General features: G+C 61.0%; 13 protein-coding genes and 1 tRNA gene. 7 read left to right on the top strand and 7 right to left on the bottom strand.

Annotated elements, in window-relative coordinates; genetic code table 11:
* The first annotated feature begins 21 nt into the window (after nt 1-21).
* From DA373_RS03135 to osmB, 3 genes are all read left to right on the top strand, one after another.
* Nucleotides 22-2,286 carry a DUF6351 family protein gene (locus DA373_RS03135; RefSeq protein ID WP_107850896.1) on the top strand — a complete coding sequence of 755 codons (2,265 nt, stop codon included), beginning with the start codon at nt 22-24 and terminating at the stop codon, nt 2,284-2,286.
* Between the two features lie 29 nt (nt 2,287-2,315).
* Nucleotides 2,316-2,717, top strand: coding sequence for a hypothetical protein (locus DA373_RS03130; protein ID WP_107850895.1), 402 nt, complete (start codon nt 2,316-2,318; stop codon nt 2,715-2,717).
* A 111-nt stretch (nt 2,718-2,828) separates the two neighbouring features.
* Nucleotides 2,829-3,056, top strand: coding sequence for an osmotically-inducible lipoprotein OsmB (osmB, locus tag DA373_RS03125; RefSeq protein WP_107850894.1), 228 nt, complete (start codon nt 2,829-2,831; stop codon nt 3,054-3,056).
* 46 nt (nt 3,057-3,102) lie between these two features.
* Here the strand turns inward: osmB and DA373_RS03120 are convergent, their stop codons facing one another.
* From DA373_RS03120 to pepA, 4 genes are all read right to left on the bottom strand, one after another.
* On the bottom strand, nt 3,103-3,576 hold the full coding sequence (locus DA373_RS03120; protein ID WP_107850893.1) for a CAP domain-containing protein: 474 nt from the start codon (nt 3,574-3,576) through the stop codon (nt 3,103-3,105).
* Nucleotides 3,577-3,690: 114 nt separating this feature from the next.
* The gene (locus DA373_RS03115; RefSeq protein ID WP_107850981.1) at nt 3,691-6,543 is read right to left on the bottom strand and encodes a valine--tRNA ligase; all 2,853 of its coding nucleotides are present in this window, start codon (nt 6,541-6,543) and stop codon (nt 3,691-3,693) included.
* Nucleotides 6,544-6,547: 4 nt separating this feature from the next.
* Nucleotides 6,548-6,991 (bottom strand): DNA polymerase III subunit chi, encoded by a 444-nt coding sequence (locus DA373_RS03110; protein WP_107850892.1) that lies wholly within the window; start codon nt 6,989-6,991, stop codon nt 6,548-6,550.
* A gap of 1 nt (nt 6,992) precedes the next feature.
* A complete protein-coding gene (gene pepA / locus DA373_RS03105) occupies nt 6,993-8,504 on the bottom strand; it encodes a leucyl aminopeptidase (RefSeq protein WP_107850891.1) in 1,512 nt (503 codons plus the stop codon).
* 159 nt (nt 8,505-8,663) lie between these two features.
* Between pepA and lptF the strand changes: the two genes are divergently transcribed.
* Together lptF and lptG are read left to right on the top strand one after the other, a co-directional pair.
* On the top strand, nt 8,664-9,773 hold the full coding sequence (gene lptF / locus DA373_RS03100) for an LPS export ABC transporter permease LptF (protein ID WP_232821175.1): 1,110 nt from the start codon (nt 8,664-8,666) through the stop codon (nt 9,771-9,773).
* Complete coding sequence (gene lptG, locus DA373_RS03095) at nt 9,773-10,843, top strand: LPS export ABC transporter permease LptG (protein ID WP_107850890.1); 1,071 nt, start codon at nt 9,773-9,775, stop codon at nt 10,841-10,843. The genes lptF and lptG overlap by 1 nt, the downstream gene beginning before the upstream one ends.
* Nucleotides 10,844-10,919: 76 nt before the next feature.
* Here the strand turns inward: lptG and DA373_RS03090 are convergent, their stop codons facing one another.
* Entirely contained in the window at nt 10,920-11,411 is a 492-nt protein-coding gene (locus DA373_RS03090; RefSeq protein WP_107850889.1) for an RDD family protein, read from the bottom strand.
* A 175-nt stretch (nt 11,412-11,586) separates the two neighbouring features.
* Here DA373_RS03090 and DA373_RS03085 point away from each other — a divergent pair.
* Nucleotides 11,587-11,671 (top strand) — tRNA-Leu (locus tag DA373_RS03085).
* 132 nt (nt 11,672-11,803) lie between these two features.
* Nucleotides 11,804-12,292, top strand: a complete 489-nt coding sequence (locus DA373_RS03080; RefSeq protein WP_107850888.1) for a pyrimidine dimer DNA glycosylase/endonuclease V — start codon at nt 11,804-11,806, stop codon at nt 12,290-12,292.
* Nucleotides 12,293-12,305: 13 nt separating this feature from the next.
* Here DA373_RS03080 and DA373_RS03075 read toward each other — a convergent pair whose 3' ends face one another.
* Nucleotides 12,306-13,562, bottom strand: a complete 1,257-nt coding sequence (locus tag DA373_RS03075; RefSeq protein WP_198650221.1) for an ADP-ribosylglycohydrolase family protein — start codon at nt 13,560-13,562, stop codon at nt 12,306-12,308.
* A 244-nt stretch (nt 13,563-13,806) separates the two neighbouring features.
* Entirely contained in the window at nt 13,807-14,289 is a 483-nt protein-coding gene (locus DA373_RS03070; protein WP_157953675.1) for a hypothetical protein, read from the bottom strand.
* Between the last annotated feature and the right edge of the window lie 14 nt (nt 14,290-14,303).

Genomic DNA, 14,303 nt, shown 5'->3' with positions numbered 1-14,303 from the left:
GCATGGATCAAGGAGAGTACCATGTGCAAGCGCGCCGCCTTCCTGCCGTTGTTCCTGCCTTTTCTGGTTGTTCTGTCCGGTTGCAGTGAGATCCAGGCTCGCCTGGGCCGGCACCTGCTGCCGGACCCGCCCGAAGTGGTGGTGGAAAGCCTGCCACCGGACTATGATCCGGCTCACCCCCGCCCGCCCTATGACGGGCCTCACGCTTCCCTGGTACAGCTCGATCTTTCCGCCTTTGATTTTCCGGTGCAGCCCGGCGAGGTCGGGCCCGTGGACACTTCTCTCGGTCCGCTGCAGTATCCGTTTTCCTGCAATACCGAAGAGTCCGGCCTGGGACAGCCGCTGGTGGATAATCAGGAGGGCATCGGCACCCCTGTGTATGCCGAGGAAAAGGGCATCAAGAACAAGCAGAAGCTGCTTGGCCACAGCAAGGACTGCCTGCTGAAAACCCGGCTCGATTACTACTACCGGGTGAAAGACAAAAATGATTTCCGGCGGTTGCCCGACGGTGACTACCCCGAGGACATGGACTGGATAGAGCGCGACGGCCTGCGCATTCCCTTTGTGCTCAGGGTGGAGCAGGGCACCATCAACCGTTTTGTGTATGTGCTGGCCATGCTGGCGGATCCACGGACGCCGGTCACCGATACCCACAGCCCCTACTGGAACAACAAGCTGATCTTTCATTTCAAGGGCGGCGTCGGCATCGGCAAGCGCCAGGGCAAGATGAGCCTGGGCCGGGTAGGCAGCCGGTTGATCACCCAGCTGGCCCAGGGCTATGCCCTGGCAGGTTCCAGCGGCAATGTTACCAGTAATCACTACAATATGTGGCTGGCGGCCAACACCGCCGAAATGGTCAAGGCGCAGTTTGTGGCCCGCTACGGCAAGCCCGATTATACCGTGGGCATCGGCGGATCCGGCGGCGCCGTACAGCAATACCTGTTTGCCCAGAACAAGCCGGGCCTGCTCGACGCCCTTATTCCCCAGTACAGCTACCCGGACATGATCACCCAGAGCATCTGGGCGCTGGACTGTGAATTGTTTGAATATTACTTCGATGTGACCGCCCGGGAGAACAAGCGCTGGCAGGTGCAGGAAAACCGGGGGCTGGTGATGGGAGTGTCGGCCAGCAGCGAGGTGGAGCACGAGTTCAAGAAGTATTATCGCTGGGCGCGCATGGCCGGGCTGGGACTGCGTCTGCCCGGCTTGCCACCGGGCGCCACCGAGTGCTCCAAAAGCTGGCGCGGGCTGGCGCCGCTGACCAACAACCCGCACTATTCCCACCGTGCCCATTACTATTCGCCGGCGGTGGTAGCAAAAGCGCGTTTCAGCCACTGGCACGATCTGGCCCATGTTTACGGCGTGGATGAAAACGGCTACGCCCACCGCACCCATGACAACACAGGCGTGCAGTACGGGCTGGATGCCCTGAAACGGGGAGATATTTCCCCTGCCGAGTTTTTTCACCTTAACGCCAATATTGGCAGCTGGAAACCGCCGGCCGAGATGGTGCAGGAAAAGCTCTGGGTTCTGACCGGTGACGACAGCCTGGCCGGCGTATCCATCTGGAGTGATCACAATATGCAGAAAACCCCGGGCAGTCCGGTGCCCTTGTGGGTGTTTGAGCGCAACCGGGCCGATATGGTAAAAGTGGCGCCCCGCAGCCGGGGTAACCGTGACGCCATTGCCGCCGCCTACCGTTCCGGTCATGTGTTTCTGGGCAATATCGATATTCCGGTGATCGATGTACGTCACTACCTGGACCCCGAGCTCGACATGCACCATTCCTACGCCACCCAGTCGGTATGGCTGCGTATGCAGGCCGCCAGAGGCAAGGTCGACAACATGGTGATCTGGCAAAGCGGCAAGCCCTTTAATCCCAGCGACAGGGCCTTTGAGGTGCTGGATGAATGGCTGACCAGCGGCCAGCGCCCGGCCAGCGCCCAGGATGCCTGCTGGACCGACAGCGGTGAACTGATCGCCGAGGGAGATAATGTATGGAATGGCCCATGGCGCGGGGATGCCGACACCGGCGCCTGCCTGCAGCGCTATCCTCCCTACCGTTCGCCCCGCAATGTGGCCGGGGCACCGCTGACCGGTGAGCTGTTCCAGTGCGCCCTGATCCCGGTGGAAAAGGCGGTGGCCCGGGGATTTTACGGCGGGCTCGATATGCGGCCGCATATGGCCATGTTGCAGACGGTCTTTCCCGAAGGAGTCTGTGATTTCACTCAGGGCGATCAGGGGCGGCCGGGTAATGGGGAGATGGGACTCAAGGCCATGCTATAGTGGCGCAAACCGTTACCGGGAGCGCTGTTATGTATCCACCGCCGGATCCCCACATGCAGTTGTGGGACGAGTACAAGTATCGCCACGATCATATCTGGCAGAAGCTGTTTCGCATTACCGTGGCCGTGGTGTTGCTGGGCGCCGTGCCTTATCTCAAGCCCGAAATCACCCAGGTGCTCAGGGGCTGGATACTGATAGCGCCGCTGCTGGGCACCGTGCTCAGTCTGATCAGCCTGGCGCTGATGCACTTTGAGCTGACCCTGTTTGGCAAAATCGCTCAGGCCCACCGCGCTCATCAGGAAAAGCTGGGGCTGATTCAGCACAGCCGGCACAATTATTTTCGTTATCTGGTGATGATCTACGTGAGCTTTCTGCTGCTGGTCAGCATTGCCAATGTGGCCGTGGTGCGGCTGTTATGGCTGGCTCCCTGATCTATGCGACAACCTCCAGCAGGTATCGGTGTTCCTGACATGAAAGCGAAGACCTCACGGCTTACACTGAAAAGTGAGGATAATGATCCTCGCGAACAGAGGGAATGTACCATGATGATCGATGGCAAAATGAAGACGGTCACATTGGCGGCCGTACTGCTGCTGGGGCTGGCGGGCTGCAGCAACATGTCCCAGCGGGATCGCAATACCGCCATTGGTGCCGGTGCCGGCGCCGTGGGTGGTTCGGTACTGACCGGCGGCAGCACCATGGGTACGCTGGGCGGAGCTGTGGTGGGAGGGGTTATCGGTAACCAGGTGGATACCGACGACGATGATTAACCGGACGTAAAATGAATCTGGCGTAAATGGGGCCTGCCGGCCCCGTTTACCAGGCGCTTTCGCCCAGGTAGTTTCCCGGCGGATAGTAATTGCACACCAGTATCATGATGTCGTTGCAGGTGCTGGTGGCGCAGCCCAGTTCACGCGTATCCGGCCATACCATCTGGGTGTAGTGGCCCACTTTGGGAACCAGCGCCCGGCTGAGCGGTTGCCCCGAATAATACCGCTTCTCGTCTTCCCAGCTTTTTACCCCGTCCAGCTCGTCGTAATAGCCTCGTGTACCCATAAACAGATTCTCGCCAAAGCCCGAGCCCTGGCTGTGCTCAATATCGCAGCGCCGGCTCAGTACCCGTGCCCAGCTTGCGGCCTGTTGCTCGGCCCGGACCGACCAGAGCAGCGGGCCGGCACCCACTTCGGCCCGGGCGCTGTTGTGGGCGTCCAGCAGCGCCTGTTTCATGTCGCCGGCCGCTGCGGTACCGGCCAGCAGTCCTGTCAGCCAGACTGCATAATGTATTTTCATGAGGCTGCTCCATTGGTAAACGTTATATTTTCAGGTTAAGGGCGAGGGGTCGAAAACACCACAAAAAAGCCCCGGCATGTGCCGGGGCTGTTACTTTAGGGGCTACCGCCGGGATTACAGGCTGGCGATCTGGTCGCGCTGCTGCTCCAGCTTGGCCAGGGTGGCCTGATAGTCGGCCAGTTTTTCCTGCTCCTTGGCCACCACCTCGGCGGGGGCCTTGGCCACGAAGCCCTGGTTGTTGAGCTTGCCTTCGAGGCGCTTGATTTCACCCTGTACCTTGCCCAGCTCCTTTTGCAGGCGCGCCAGTTCGGCGTCCTTGTCAATCAGGCCGGCCATGGGCAGCAGCAGCTCGGTGTCACCGATCAGCTGCTTGGTGGACACGGGGGCTTCCTCACTGGCGGCCAGCAGGGTAATGCTCTCCAGCTTGGCCATGGCCTTGAGGAAGGCGTCGTTATCGGTGGCGCGGCGGGCATCGTCGCCGGCAGGGCGCAGCAGCACACTCAGGGCCTGACCCGGGGGAATGTTCATCTCGGCACGCAGGTTGCGGATGGACACGATAAAGCGTTTCACCCACTCCAGATCGGCCATGGCCTGCTCATCCTGCTCGGCGGCGTCCACCTCGGGGTAGGCGGCCAGCATGATGCTGTCGCCGCCACGGCCGGCCAGCGGGGCCACCCGTTGCCAGATTTCCTCGGTGATGTAGGGCATGATCGGATGCGCCAGACGGAGCAGGGTTTCCAGCACCTCGATCAGGGTCTTGCGGGTAGCGCGCTGCTCGGCCTCGGAGCCGTGCCACAGCACCGGCTTGGTCAGCTCCAGATACCAGTCGCAGAACTGGTTCCAGATAAACTCGTACAGGGCACTGGCGGCGCGGTCAAAGCGGTAGCCGTCCAGGGCGCTGCGCACATCGGCGATGGTGGCCTGCAGCTGGGCGCGGATCCAGCGATCCGCCAGCGAGTATTGCAGCTCACCACCGCTCTGACCGCAGTCCTGCTCTTCGGTGTTCATCAGCACATAGCGGGAGGCGTTCCACAGCTTGTTGCAGAAGTTGCGGTAGCCGTCCAGGCGCTTCATGTCCCAGTTGATGTCACGGCCGGTAGACGCCATGGCGCACAGGGTAAAGCGCAGGGCATCGGTGCCGTGGGCCTCGATGCCGTCGGCAAATTCCTTGCGGGTGCGCTTCTCGATCTTGGCGGCCAGCTGGGGCTGCATCATGTTGCCGGTGCGCTTGGTCACCAGCGACTCCAGATCGATGCCGTCGATCATGTCGAGGGGGTCGAGCACGTTACCCTTGGACTTGGACATCTTGTCGCCGTTCTCGTCGCGGATCAGGCCGGTGACGTAAACAGTTTTGAACGGAACCTGTGGCTTGCCGTTTTCGTCCTTGATGAAGTGCATGGTCATCATGATCATGCGCGCCACCCAGAAGAAGATGATGTCAAAGCCGGTGACCAGCACGCTGGACGGATGGAAGGTGGCCAGCTCCGGGGTCTTCTCCGGCCAGCCCAGGGTGGAGAAGGTCCACAGTGCCGAGCTGAACCAGGTATCGAGCACGTCGTCGTCCTGGCTCAGCACCACATCATCACCCAGGTTGTGGGCGGCGCGCACTTCGGCCTCATCACGACCCACATAGACCTTGCCGGACTCGTCGTACCAGGCGGGAATACGGTGACCCCACCACAGCTGGCGGGAGATGCACCAGTCCTGAATGTCGCGCATCCAGGAGAAGTACATGTTTTCGTACTGCTTGGGTACGAACTGGATTTCGCCGTTTTCCACCGCCTCGGTGGCCACCTTGGCCAGGGGCGCGGCGCGCACGTACCACTGGTCGGTGAGCATGGGCTCGATCACCACGCCGCCGCGGTCACCGTAGGGCACGGTGAGATCGTGATCCTTGATGCTGTCGAGCAGCCCAAGGGTTTCCAGCTCGGCCACCACGGCGGTGCGCGCTTCAAAGCGATCCAGGCCGTGATAGGCCACGGGCAGCTCGGGGCTGTAGACGTCAGAAGGCTCACCGGTGGTGGTAAACACTTCGGCCTGGTTGCGAATGGCGGCGTTAAAGGTGAGCACGTTGATCATCGGCAACTGATGACGCTTGCCCACTTCGTAGTCGTTGAAGTCGTGGGCCGGGGTGATCTTCACGCAGCCGGTGCCCTTTTCCATGTCGGCGTGGTCATCGCCCACGATGGGAATGCGGCGGTTGACGATGGGCAGGATAATGTCCTTGCCGATCAGATCCTTGTAGCGCGGATCTTCCGGGTTCACCGCCACTGCGGTATCGCCCAGCATGGTTTCCGGACGGGTGGTGGCTACCACCAGGTAGTCCTTGCCGTCGGCGGTCCTGACGCCGTCGGCCAGCGGATAGCGGAAGTGCCACATGTGGCCCTTCTTGTCCTTGTTTTCCACTTCCAGGTCGGAAATGGCGGTGTGCAGCTTGGGATCCCAGTTCACCAGGCGCTTGCCGCGGTAGATGAGATCGTCTTCATACAGGCGCACGAACACTTCCTTCACCGCGTTGGACAGGCCCTCGTCCATGGTGAAGCGCTCGCGCTCCCAGTCTACCGAGGCGCCCAGGCGACGCAGCTGCTGAGTGATGGTGCCGCCGGATTCCTTTTTCCAGTCCCAGATCTTGTCGATAAAGGCGTCACGGCCGTAGTCGTGACGGGTCTTGCCTTCCTCGGCGGCGATCTTGCGCTCCACCACCATCTGGGTGGCGATGCCGGCGTGGTCGGTGCCCACCTGCCACAGGGTGTTCTTGCCCTGCATGCGCTGGTAGCGGATCAGGGTGTCCATGATGGAGTCCTGAAAGGCGTGGCCCATGTGCAGGCTGCCGGTGACGTTGGGCGGTGGGATCATGATGCTGTAGGCATCTTTGCTGGTATCGCCGTGGGCCTTGAAGTAGCCCTTGCTTTCCCATTGCTGGTACAGGGCCTGCTCGATGGCGTTGGGATTAAACGTTTTTTCCATGGTGTTATACATCTTGAGTTTGGGGTGGTACCGGCTCTGTGGTCAGCTCGAAACCGGCCTGCCGGTAGGCCTTGAAGCGCTCCCGGGCCAGTTGTTTGCCTGCATCGGAGGCCGGCACAAAGTCGTGCAGCTTACCGAAACGGCGGGCAAAGGCGGGCGCTTCAGCAGCCAGATTGATCAATACGGCACGGCCGTTTGCCGGCGGCTGCCAGCCAATCATCACGGGCGCACCCTGACGCGGGCCTTCGCCCTGCAGGTTATGAGCCACAAAGCTGTCGGCTTCCTGTTGCCACAGGCGCTCGTCTATGGCTTCTGCCATGGCCTGATCGGTGGTGTAAATAAACACGCTCTGGCCCTGGCGGTAGCAGTCGGTGGCGAGACGGCACACCCGCTGTTGCAGCAGGGTGTCGTCGTCGTTGGGCAACAGGTGAAAACAGCCGGTGCTCATTTTATTCTTCGACGTTCAGGGCGCCGGCGCGGTTCAGCAGAAACTGGGTCAGCAGCGGCACCGGACGACCGGTGGCCCCCTTGTTCTTGCCGCTTTGCCAGGCGGTGCCGGCCACATCCAGATGAGCCCAGTTGTATTTCTTGGTGAACCGGCTCAGGAAACAGGCCGCGGTAATGGTGCCTGCCGGCCGGCCGCCGATATTGGCCATGTCGGCAAAGGGGCTTTCCAGCTGCTCCTGATATTCGTCGCTCATGGGCAGGCGCCAGGCCTTGTCACCGGCTTGCTCCGAGGCATTGAGCAGCTCGTGGGCCAGGGGATTGTGGTTGGCCAGCAATCCGGAGGTATGGTGACCCAGGGCGATAATGCAGGCACCGGTAAGGGTGGCCACGTCGATGACCGCTTCCGGCTCATAGCGCTCCACAAAGGTGAGGGCATCGCACAGCACCAGCCGGCCTTCGGCGTCGGTGTTGAGCACTTCCACGGTCTGGCCGGACATGGTGGTGAGAATGTCACCGGGGCGGTAGGCGTTGCCGTCGGGCATGTTCTCACATCCGGCCAGCAGCGCCACCACGTTCACCGGCAGCTGCAGCTCGGCCAGGGCGTGCATGGTGCCCAGCACGGAAGCGGCGCCGCCCATGTCGTATTTCATTTCGTCCATGGCTTCGGCGGGCTTGAGCGAGATGCCGCCGGCGTCAAAGGTCAGGCCCTTGCCCACCAGGGCGATGGGGCGGGCATCGGGGTCCGGATGGCCCTTGTACTCGATCACCGACATCATGGCTTCGTTGTGGGAGCCACGGGCCACCGCCAGGTAGGCGTTCATGCCCAGCTCGGCCATTTCTTCCTCGCCGATCACCCGGGTGCTGATGTTGTCCCAGGCGTCGGCCAGCTGGCGCGCCTGAGAAGCCAGATAGGCGGGGTTGCACACGTTGGGCGGCATGTTGGCCACATCGCGGCACACGCGCACACCCCGGGCCACGGCCTGACCGTGAGCAATGGCGCGCTCGCCTATGGTCAGCTCACGGCGGGTGGACACATTGAACACCAGCTTGCGCAACGGGCGGCGCGGCTCGGCCTTGTTGGTCTTGAACTGGTCAAAGGTATACAGGCTGGCGAGGGTGGTTTCCACCGCCTGGCGTACCTTCCAGTAGGTATCGCGGCCCTTGACGTGGAGCTCGGTGAGGAAGCACACCGCTTCCATGGAGCCGGTGTCGTTCAGGGTGCTGATGGTGTTGCGAATGATCTGTTTGTATTGCCGTTCATCCAGCTCGCGCTCCTTGCCGCAGCCAACCAGCAGCACCCGCTCGCCCAGCACGCCGGGTACCTGATGCAGCAGCAGGGTCTGGCCGGGCTTGCCTTCCAGATCGCCGCGGCGCAGCAGCGAGCTGAGGTAGCCGTCGCTGACCTTGTCGAGCTGCTCGGCCACCGGTGACAGCCGGCGCGGTTCAAACACACCCACCACAATGCAGGCGCTGCGCTGTTTCTCGGGACTACCGCTTTTTACACTGAACTCCATGGATTCTCCTGAGCCTGAAGACAATGGACGCCGAATGAACGATAATGACGGACATCGAAAAGGCGTCGTATTTCGCACAGTTAATATGCGAAAATCGTGATTTTACGCTTATTGTTAAGCGTTTCCATTAAAAAAGACAAGTTTACACTGGGATTAACCGTGATTGCATTCCGCTATTTGTTTCGGGAAACCCTGAAGACTCAGCTGGCCGTGCTGTTTGTGCTCCTGCTCATCTTTATCAGCCAGAACTTTATCGACGTGCTGGGCAAGGCGGCCAGTGGCGAGATCCCCGGTACCCTGGTGGGCAAACTGCTGCTGCTCAACCTGCCGGAAATGGCCACCCTGATGCTGCCGATCAGCCTGTTTATCGGCATTCTGTTCGCCCATGGCCGGCTTTACGCCGAGAGCGAAATGACGGTGATGAAGGCGGTGGGCATGGGGCCGGGCAGCATTATGCGGGCCACCCTGGTGCTGGCCTTGCTGTGGACGGCGGTGGCGCTGTTCAACTCGCTGTGGCTCAATCCCTGGGCCAAGGATCGGGTCTATCAGCTGCGTGAAGAGGTCAAGGCCGACCCGGGTTTTGCGGTGTTGCGCGAGGCCCGTTTCATGAGTCTGGATGGCGGCCGCATTGTGGGCTATGTGGAAGGGCTGGAAGAGGACGATGAGGGCAACCGGCTCAACCGGTTGTTTGTGGTGCAGCAGGGGCAGGCTCAGCGCGAGCCCGCCATCGTGGTGGCCGACGGCGGCCGGCTGCATGAGCGGGACGGCGGCCAGTGGCTGACCCTGGAGCAGGGGCGCCGTTACAGCGGTACGCCCGGCAACCGGGAGTTCGACGTGGCCGAGTTTGACGAATACAGCGCTTATATTCGTCCGTCAGAAGTGGAAACCGCCCAGCGCCGCATTGAGGCCATGCCCAGCCACGAGCTGCTGCATGCCGACGAGCTGCTGCAGCGCACCGAGCTGCAGTGGCGGCTGGTGTTGCCGCTGTCCATGCTGGTGCTGACCCTGGTGGTGGTGCCGCTGGCGGTGGTCAACCCGCGGCAGGGACGCTATGCCAAACTGCTGCCGGCCATTCTGCTGTACCTGGCCTACTTTCTGCTGCAAACCGCGTCGCGCTCGGCGGTGGAAGGGGGCAGCCTGCCGCCTTTGCCCGGTCTTTATGTGGTGCCCCTGGTCTTTTTGCTGCTGGTGGCCTTGCCGCTTAATCTGACGGAAACCGCCTGGTGGAACCGCACCCGGGAAAAACTCACACGGAGCAGGGCTGCCTGATGTTCAATATTCTCGATCGTTACATTGGCCGCACCGTACTGATGGCCATGCTGTTGTGCGAGTTTGTGCTGGTGGGCCTGTCGGCCATCATCCGTTACGTGGAGCAGCTGCGCAGCGTGGGTGAGGGCAGCTACACCCTGCTCTCCGCCTTTTACTACGTGCTGCTGTCCATGCCCAAGGAAATCGTGCTGTTCTTTCCCATCGCCGCGCTGCTGGGGGGCCTGATCGGCCTGGGCCAGCTGGCCAGCTCCAGCGAGCTGGTGGTGATGCAGGCGGCGGGCAACTCCCGTTTCAACATTGTGGCCAGCGCCCTGAAAACCGCGGTGCCGCTGATGTTGGTGATCATGCTGATCGGTGAGTACCTGGCACCGGCCACCAAGCTGGCGGCGGACGATCTGCGCACCCAGGCCCGCTCCGGCGGCCAGGTGGTGCTGTCGGTGCACGGGGTCTGGGCCCGGGACGGCGAGGCCTATATCAATATCGGGCAGGCCCGGCGCGACGGCACCCTGCGCAATATTACCCTGTATTATTTCGACGATAAGCTGCGCCTTGAGCGCATTACCCAGGCCGCCAGCGCCGATTACCGGGAGGGCGAATGGACCCTGCAAAACCTGACCGACACCCTGTTTAATCACGGCGAGTCCATTGTTACCGAGCAGCAGGCCAGCCGCCGCTGGAAAACCAGTCTCACGCCCGACAAACTGGGCGTGGTGGCCATTGATCCGGACGAGCTGTCGATGCGTGGCCTGTGGGAATACGAAAACTATCTGGAAGACAACGGCCAGGACGGCAGCCTGTATGCGCTTGAGTTCTGGCGCAAGGCGCTGCAGCCGGTCATGGTGATCGCCATGATGCTGCTGGCCTCGTCTTTTGTGTTTGGTGCCCTGCGCAGTGTGACCATGGGGGCCAGGCTGCTGCTGGGCATTCTGTTCGGCTTTGGTTTTTATGTGGCCAACGAGGTGTTCGGGCCCATCAGCCTGGTCTATAACGTTCCGCCCATACTGGGAGCGCTCGGCCCCAGCCTGCTGTTTATTGGCGTGGCGCTGTTTCTGCTCAATCGCCGGGCTTAAAAGTGAGGGGTGAGGGGTGAGGAGGCTGAGAGGCGTGTTTTTGCTCCTCACTCCTTACCCTTCACCCCTCACCACATCAGCGGCTCAGCAGTTCCTTGTTCTGCTCCTTGGTAAGCACCACCATTTCGCAGTGGGCCAGCCTGTCCTGCAGCGCCAGTTTGCTGCGCGGGTTGAGCCATATCCAGAAATTTCCCAGCCCCAGCAGCGCCGCCACGGCGCGCACCAGACACTGGCCCAGACTCAGCCTTGAGCCATCGGTGTTTTGCACCCTGAGCCGCCAGGCGCGCATGCCCAGGGTCTGGCCGCTGGTACGCCAGAACCAGCAGTAAAAGCCCAGCACCACCCCCAGCAAAATCAGCTGATAACCCCGGCTGGCGCTCAGCAGGGCGGCGGTGTCTTCATGCTCCCCCAGACCTATCCAGCCCAGGTGCAGCGCCAGGGCGGTGAGCCCGAAGCAGACAAAGCCCGCCACCATCAGCAGCGCCACCACCACCAGAAAATCATACAGCCAGGCGCCCAGGCGACGCAGCACCCCGGCCCGGGGCAAACCCGCATAAGAAGAAGCCACCAGTCATGTTCCTTTGGTTAACGAAGGGGTGCATTCTAGCAAAAGCGGCGGCGTGAAAAAGCCAAAGCTGGCCGCGCAAATAATGCTCACTCGGCGCCTGTCGGCTCATAATCCGGTTGCGGGGGCAGGGAGGAGGGGTATAATGCAACCGCTCACTCATGGTGAGTCTACCGGTGGCAGTGTGATGGAATTGGTAGACATGAGTGATTCAAAATCACTTGCCTTCGGGCGTGCCGGTTCGAGTCCGGCCACTGCTACCAACAAATAACCCGATTTTATCGGGTTTTTTTGTGCCCGCCGTTCGCGTTTTGCTGACCATTTCGCGCTTTTGGCCGTTGCGCCGATTCTTGTTCCCTTTCACAATAATTCGGTGACCCGACGGGACGACACTTGTGAATATTTTCATTTTGGACAATGACATAGAGCGCTGTGCCGAATATCATTGCGATCAGCATGTGGTCAAGATGATCCTGGAAAGCGTGCAGATACTGTGCACCGCGCTGAACAAGAAGGGCTTTGATACGCCCTACAAACCCACCCATATAAAGCACCCCAGCGTGCTCTGGGTGGAAGAGTCGTATGACAACTTTCAGTGGCTGGCCCAGCTTGCTCATGCCCTGAATGCCGAATACCGCTATCGCTACCGCAAGGAGCAGGATCACAGGTCCATGCCGGTGCTGGCGCAGATACAGCAGTTCGAGTACCCGTCCATCGGCCTGACCGAATTTGCCCAGGCCATGCCGGAACAGTACAAGGTGCCCGGTGATGCCGTACAGGCCTACCGCAACTTTTACCTGGGTGAAAAACTCAAATTTGCACGCTGGACCCGGCGGAGCATTCCCCACTGGGTGCAGGAAGCGGGCTTGACCGGCTCAAGCTGACACCAGGGCAGGCTTACCAGCCCGGATAGCGCTGCCAGATCCAGTCGGACACATCGGTGTCGTCATAATCCCAGTACCTTAACGGGACAAAGCACAGATCTGCCGCTATTTGAGTGATAACGTCTTTCAGCTCCAGTTCACTCAGCCAGTGGGCTGGAATGGCCTGCGGGCCATGGATCAGACCCAGCAGGTTGCCGGCAATCAGGCCGGTGCTGTCGCTGTCGCCGCTATGGTTGACCGCCAGAATAATGCCTTCTTCCAGGCTGTTGGCACTCAAGGCGCACCACAGGCCGATGGCCAGGGCTTCTTCCGCCACCCAGCCGCCGCCCAATTCCTCAATGCGCCGGGGGGTAGGCTGCTCGCCGCTCTGGTAAAGCCGCAGCGCCCGTTCAACCAACAACCGGGTTTCTTCCATGCCCGGCAGGTCTCCGTGGGCAGCAAGAGCAGCGGTACAGGCCGCTTCCAGAGAATAACCGTGCTGCCACAGACGATGCAGAATATCGGCAAACAGCCCGGCTGCCAGATAGCCGCTGGGGTGGCCATGGGTAAACCGGGCACTGTCGCTGGCCAGCTCAAAAGCATTATCGAAAAAGGCACAGGGCGCCACCCGCATGACGCCACCACAGCCCTTGCTGTTGTTTTGTGCCTGTTCACCAAAGTGGCTGCTGGCGGCAAGGGCGCTCAGACAGGTATTGCCCGGCGCCCGCCTGGCCCAGAGCCGGCGCTCCTTGACAAGCCAGCCGTCCGGCTCCATTTCCTTTTCCGGTGATTGGCCCTGGGTCAGCAGCCAGCGCAGCAGCGCATGGTGCACCACCGAGGGCGGGTGGCACAGGCCGTGAGCTTCCGCCCGCACTTGAGCGCGCAGCAGGCCTTCGGCGGTAAACAGCATCATCTGGGTATCATCGGTAATGGCGCCGCGCCGGCCATAGGCCTCGGCCATGGTGCGAATGCCGCCAGGGCCAAAGATACGCTCAATCTCGGACCAGCTCATAAACTCCACCGGCGCTCCGAGGGCATCGCCGGCGGCACCGGCCAGCAGGCAGCCGAGAATGCGGGCGGGATCCTTGGCAGACAAGACAGGAGCATCGTGCAGATGCCAGGTTCCGGCGAGCTCGGGACCCATGGGCAGCTCATGCAATTTCCCCTGTGCATCCATGGCCCATAGCATGGGAGCAGAACTATCGGGACTGTGCTGGATTACCCTGAGTTGCTGGCCGTTATGGCGGTGTTGCAGGCAGACGAACAGGGCTGGTGGCGTGATCTGGTTCATGGTGACTCTCCTTGTGCAGGCGCTTGATGTTGGTGGGCCATACCTGTTTGAGACTTTAATGTTTAAGGTATCTGTACGATGGCGGATTGGCCATACAACCATTCTTTATCGCCTGGGCGACACCCGGCGTCGCCTGAAGGGAACAGGATAAGCCGAACACAGCATTCATCATTAAAGGGGACGCATGTACGATCTGATTGGTGATATTCATGGTCACGCCAATGAGCTCAGGGCCCTGCCAGCGCTATTGTCCCAGCAGACTCAGTACGCGCGCCTGAGCATCAAAATGGCCATCGGGGTTGAGAGCAAAGCGGTGTTCCAGTTCGTAGGCCATGCGCTCCAGTGGTGCCTGACGGTAACCATGCTGACGAATTTCCTGTAAGTAGCGTTCCACAAAGCGGGCGGGGCCCAGGGCTTGCCACTGCACCACATGCACCAGCTCGTGAAAATGTACTCGAAGCTGTCCGGCCGCCGGAGGCTTGAGGTAATAGGTATCGGCCAGGGTCAGGCCTATGGCCGAGGGCGAGAGCAATTCATCCAGGCCCAGTGCTGCTACCTGTGCGCGGGGCGGCGAGGGCAGTTCATCAAGGATCACAAAGCCGGCGGAAGCGAGCAGTTCGTCGCTGAAAAAACCACCCAGCTGTGCCTTCAGCTCCAGACAAGGGCGACGCTGTGGCTGGTAGTGAGCATTGGTGGATACTATCCATTCCAGCGGATTAAAGGGCATGATGGCCTCCTGCA

It is taken from the genome of Oceanimonas marisflavi, assembly GCF_003049725.1.
GTDB classification, from domain to species: domain Bacteria; phylum Pseudomonadota; class Gammaproteobacteria; order Enterobacterales; family Aeromonadaceae; genus Oceanimonas; species Oceanimonas marisflavi.
The sequence above is the reverse complement of the archived record's forward strand: the minus strand, read 5'-3'. Positions and strand labels throughout refer to the sequence as shown.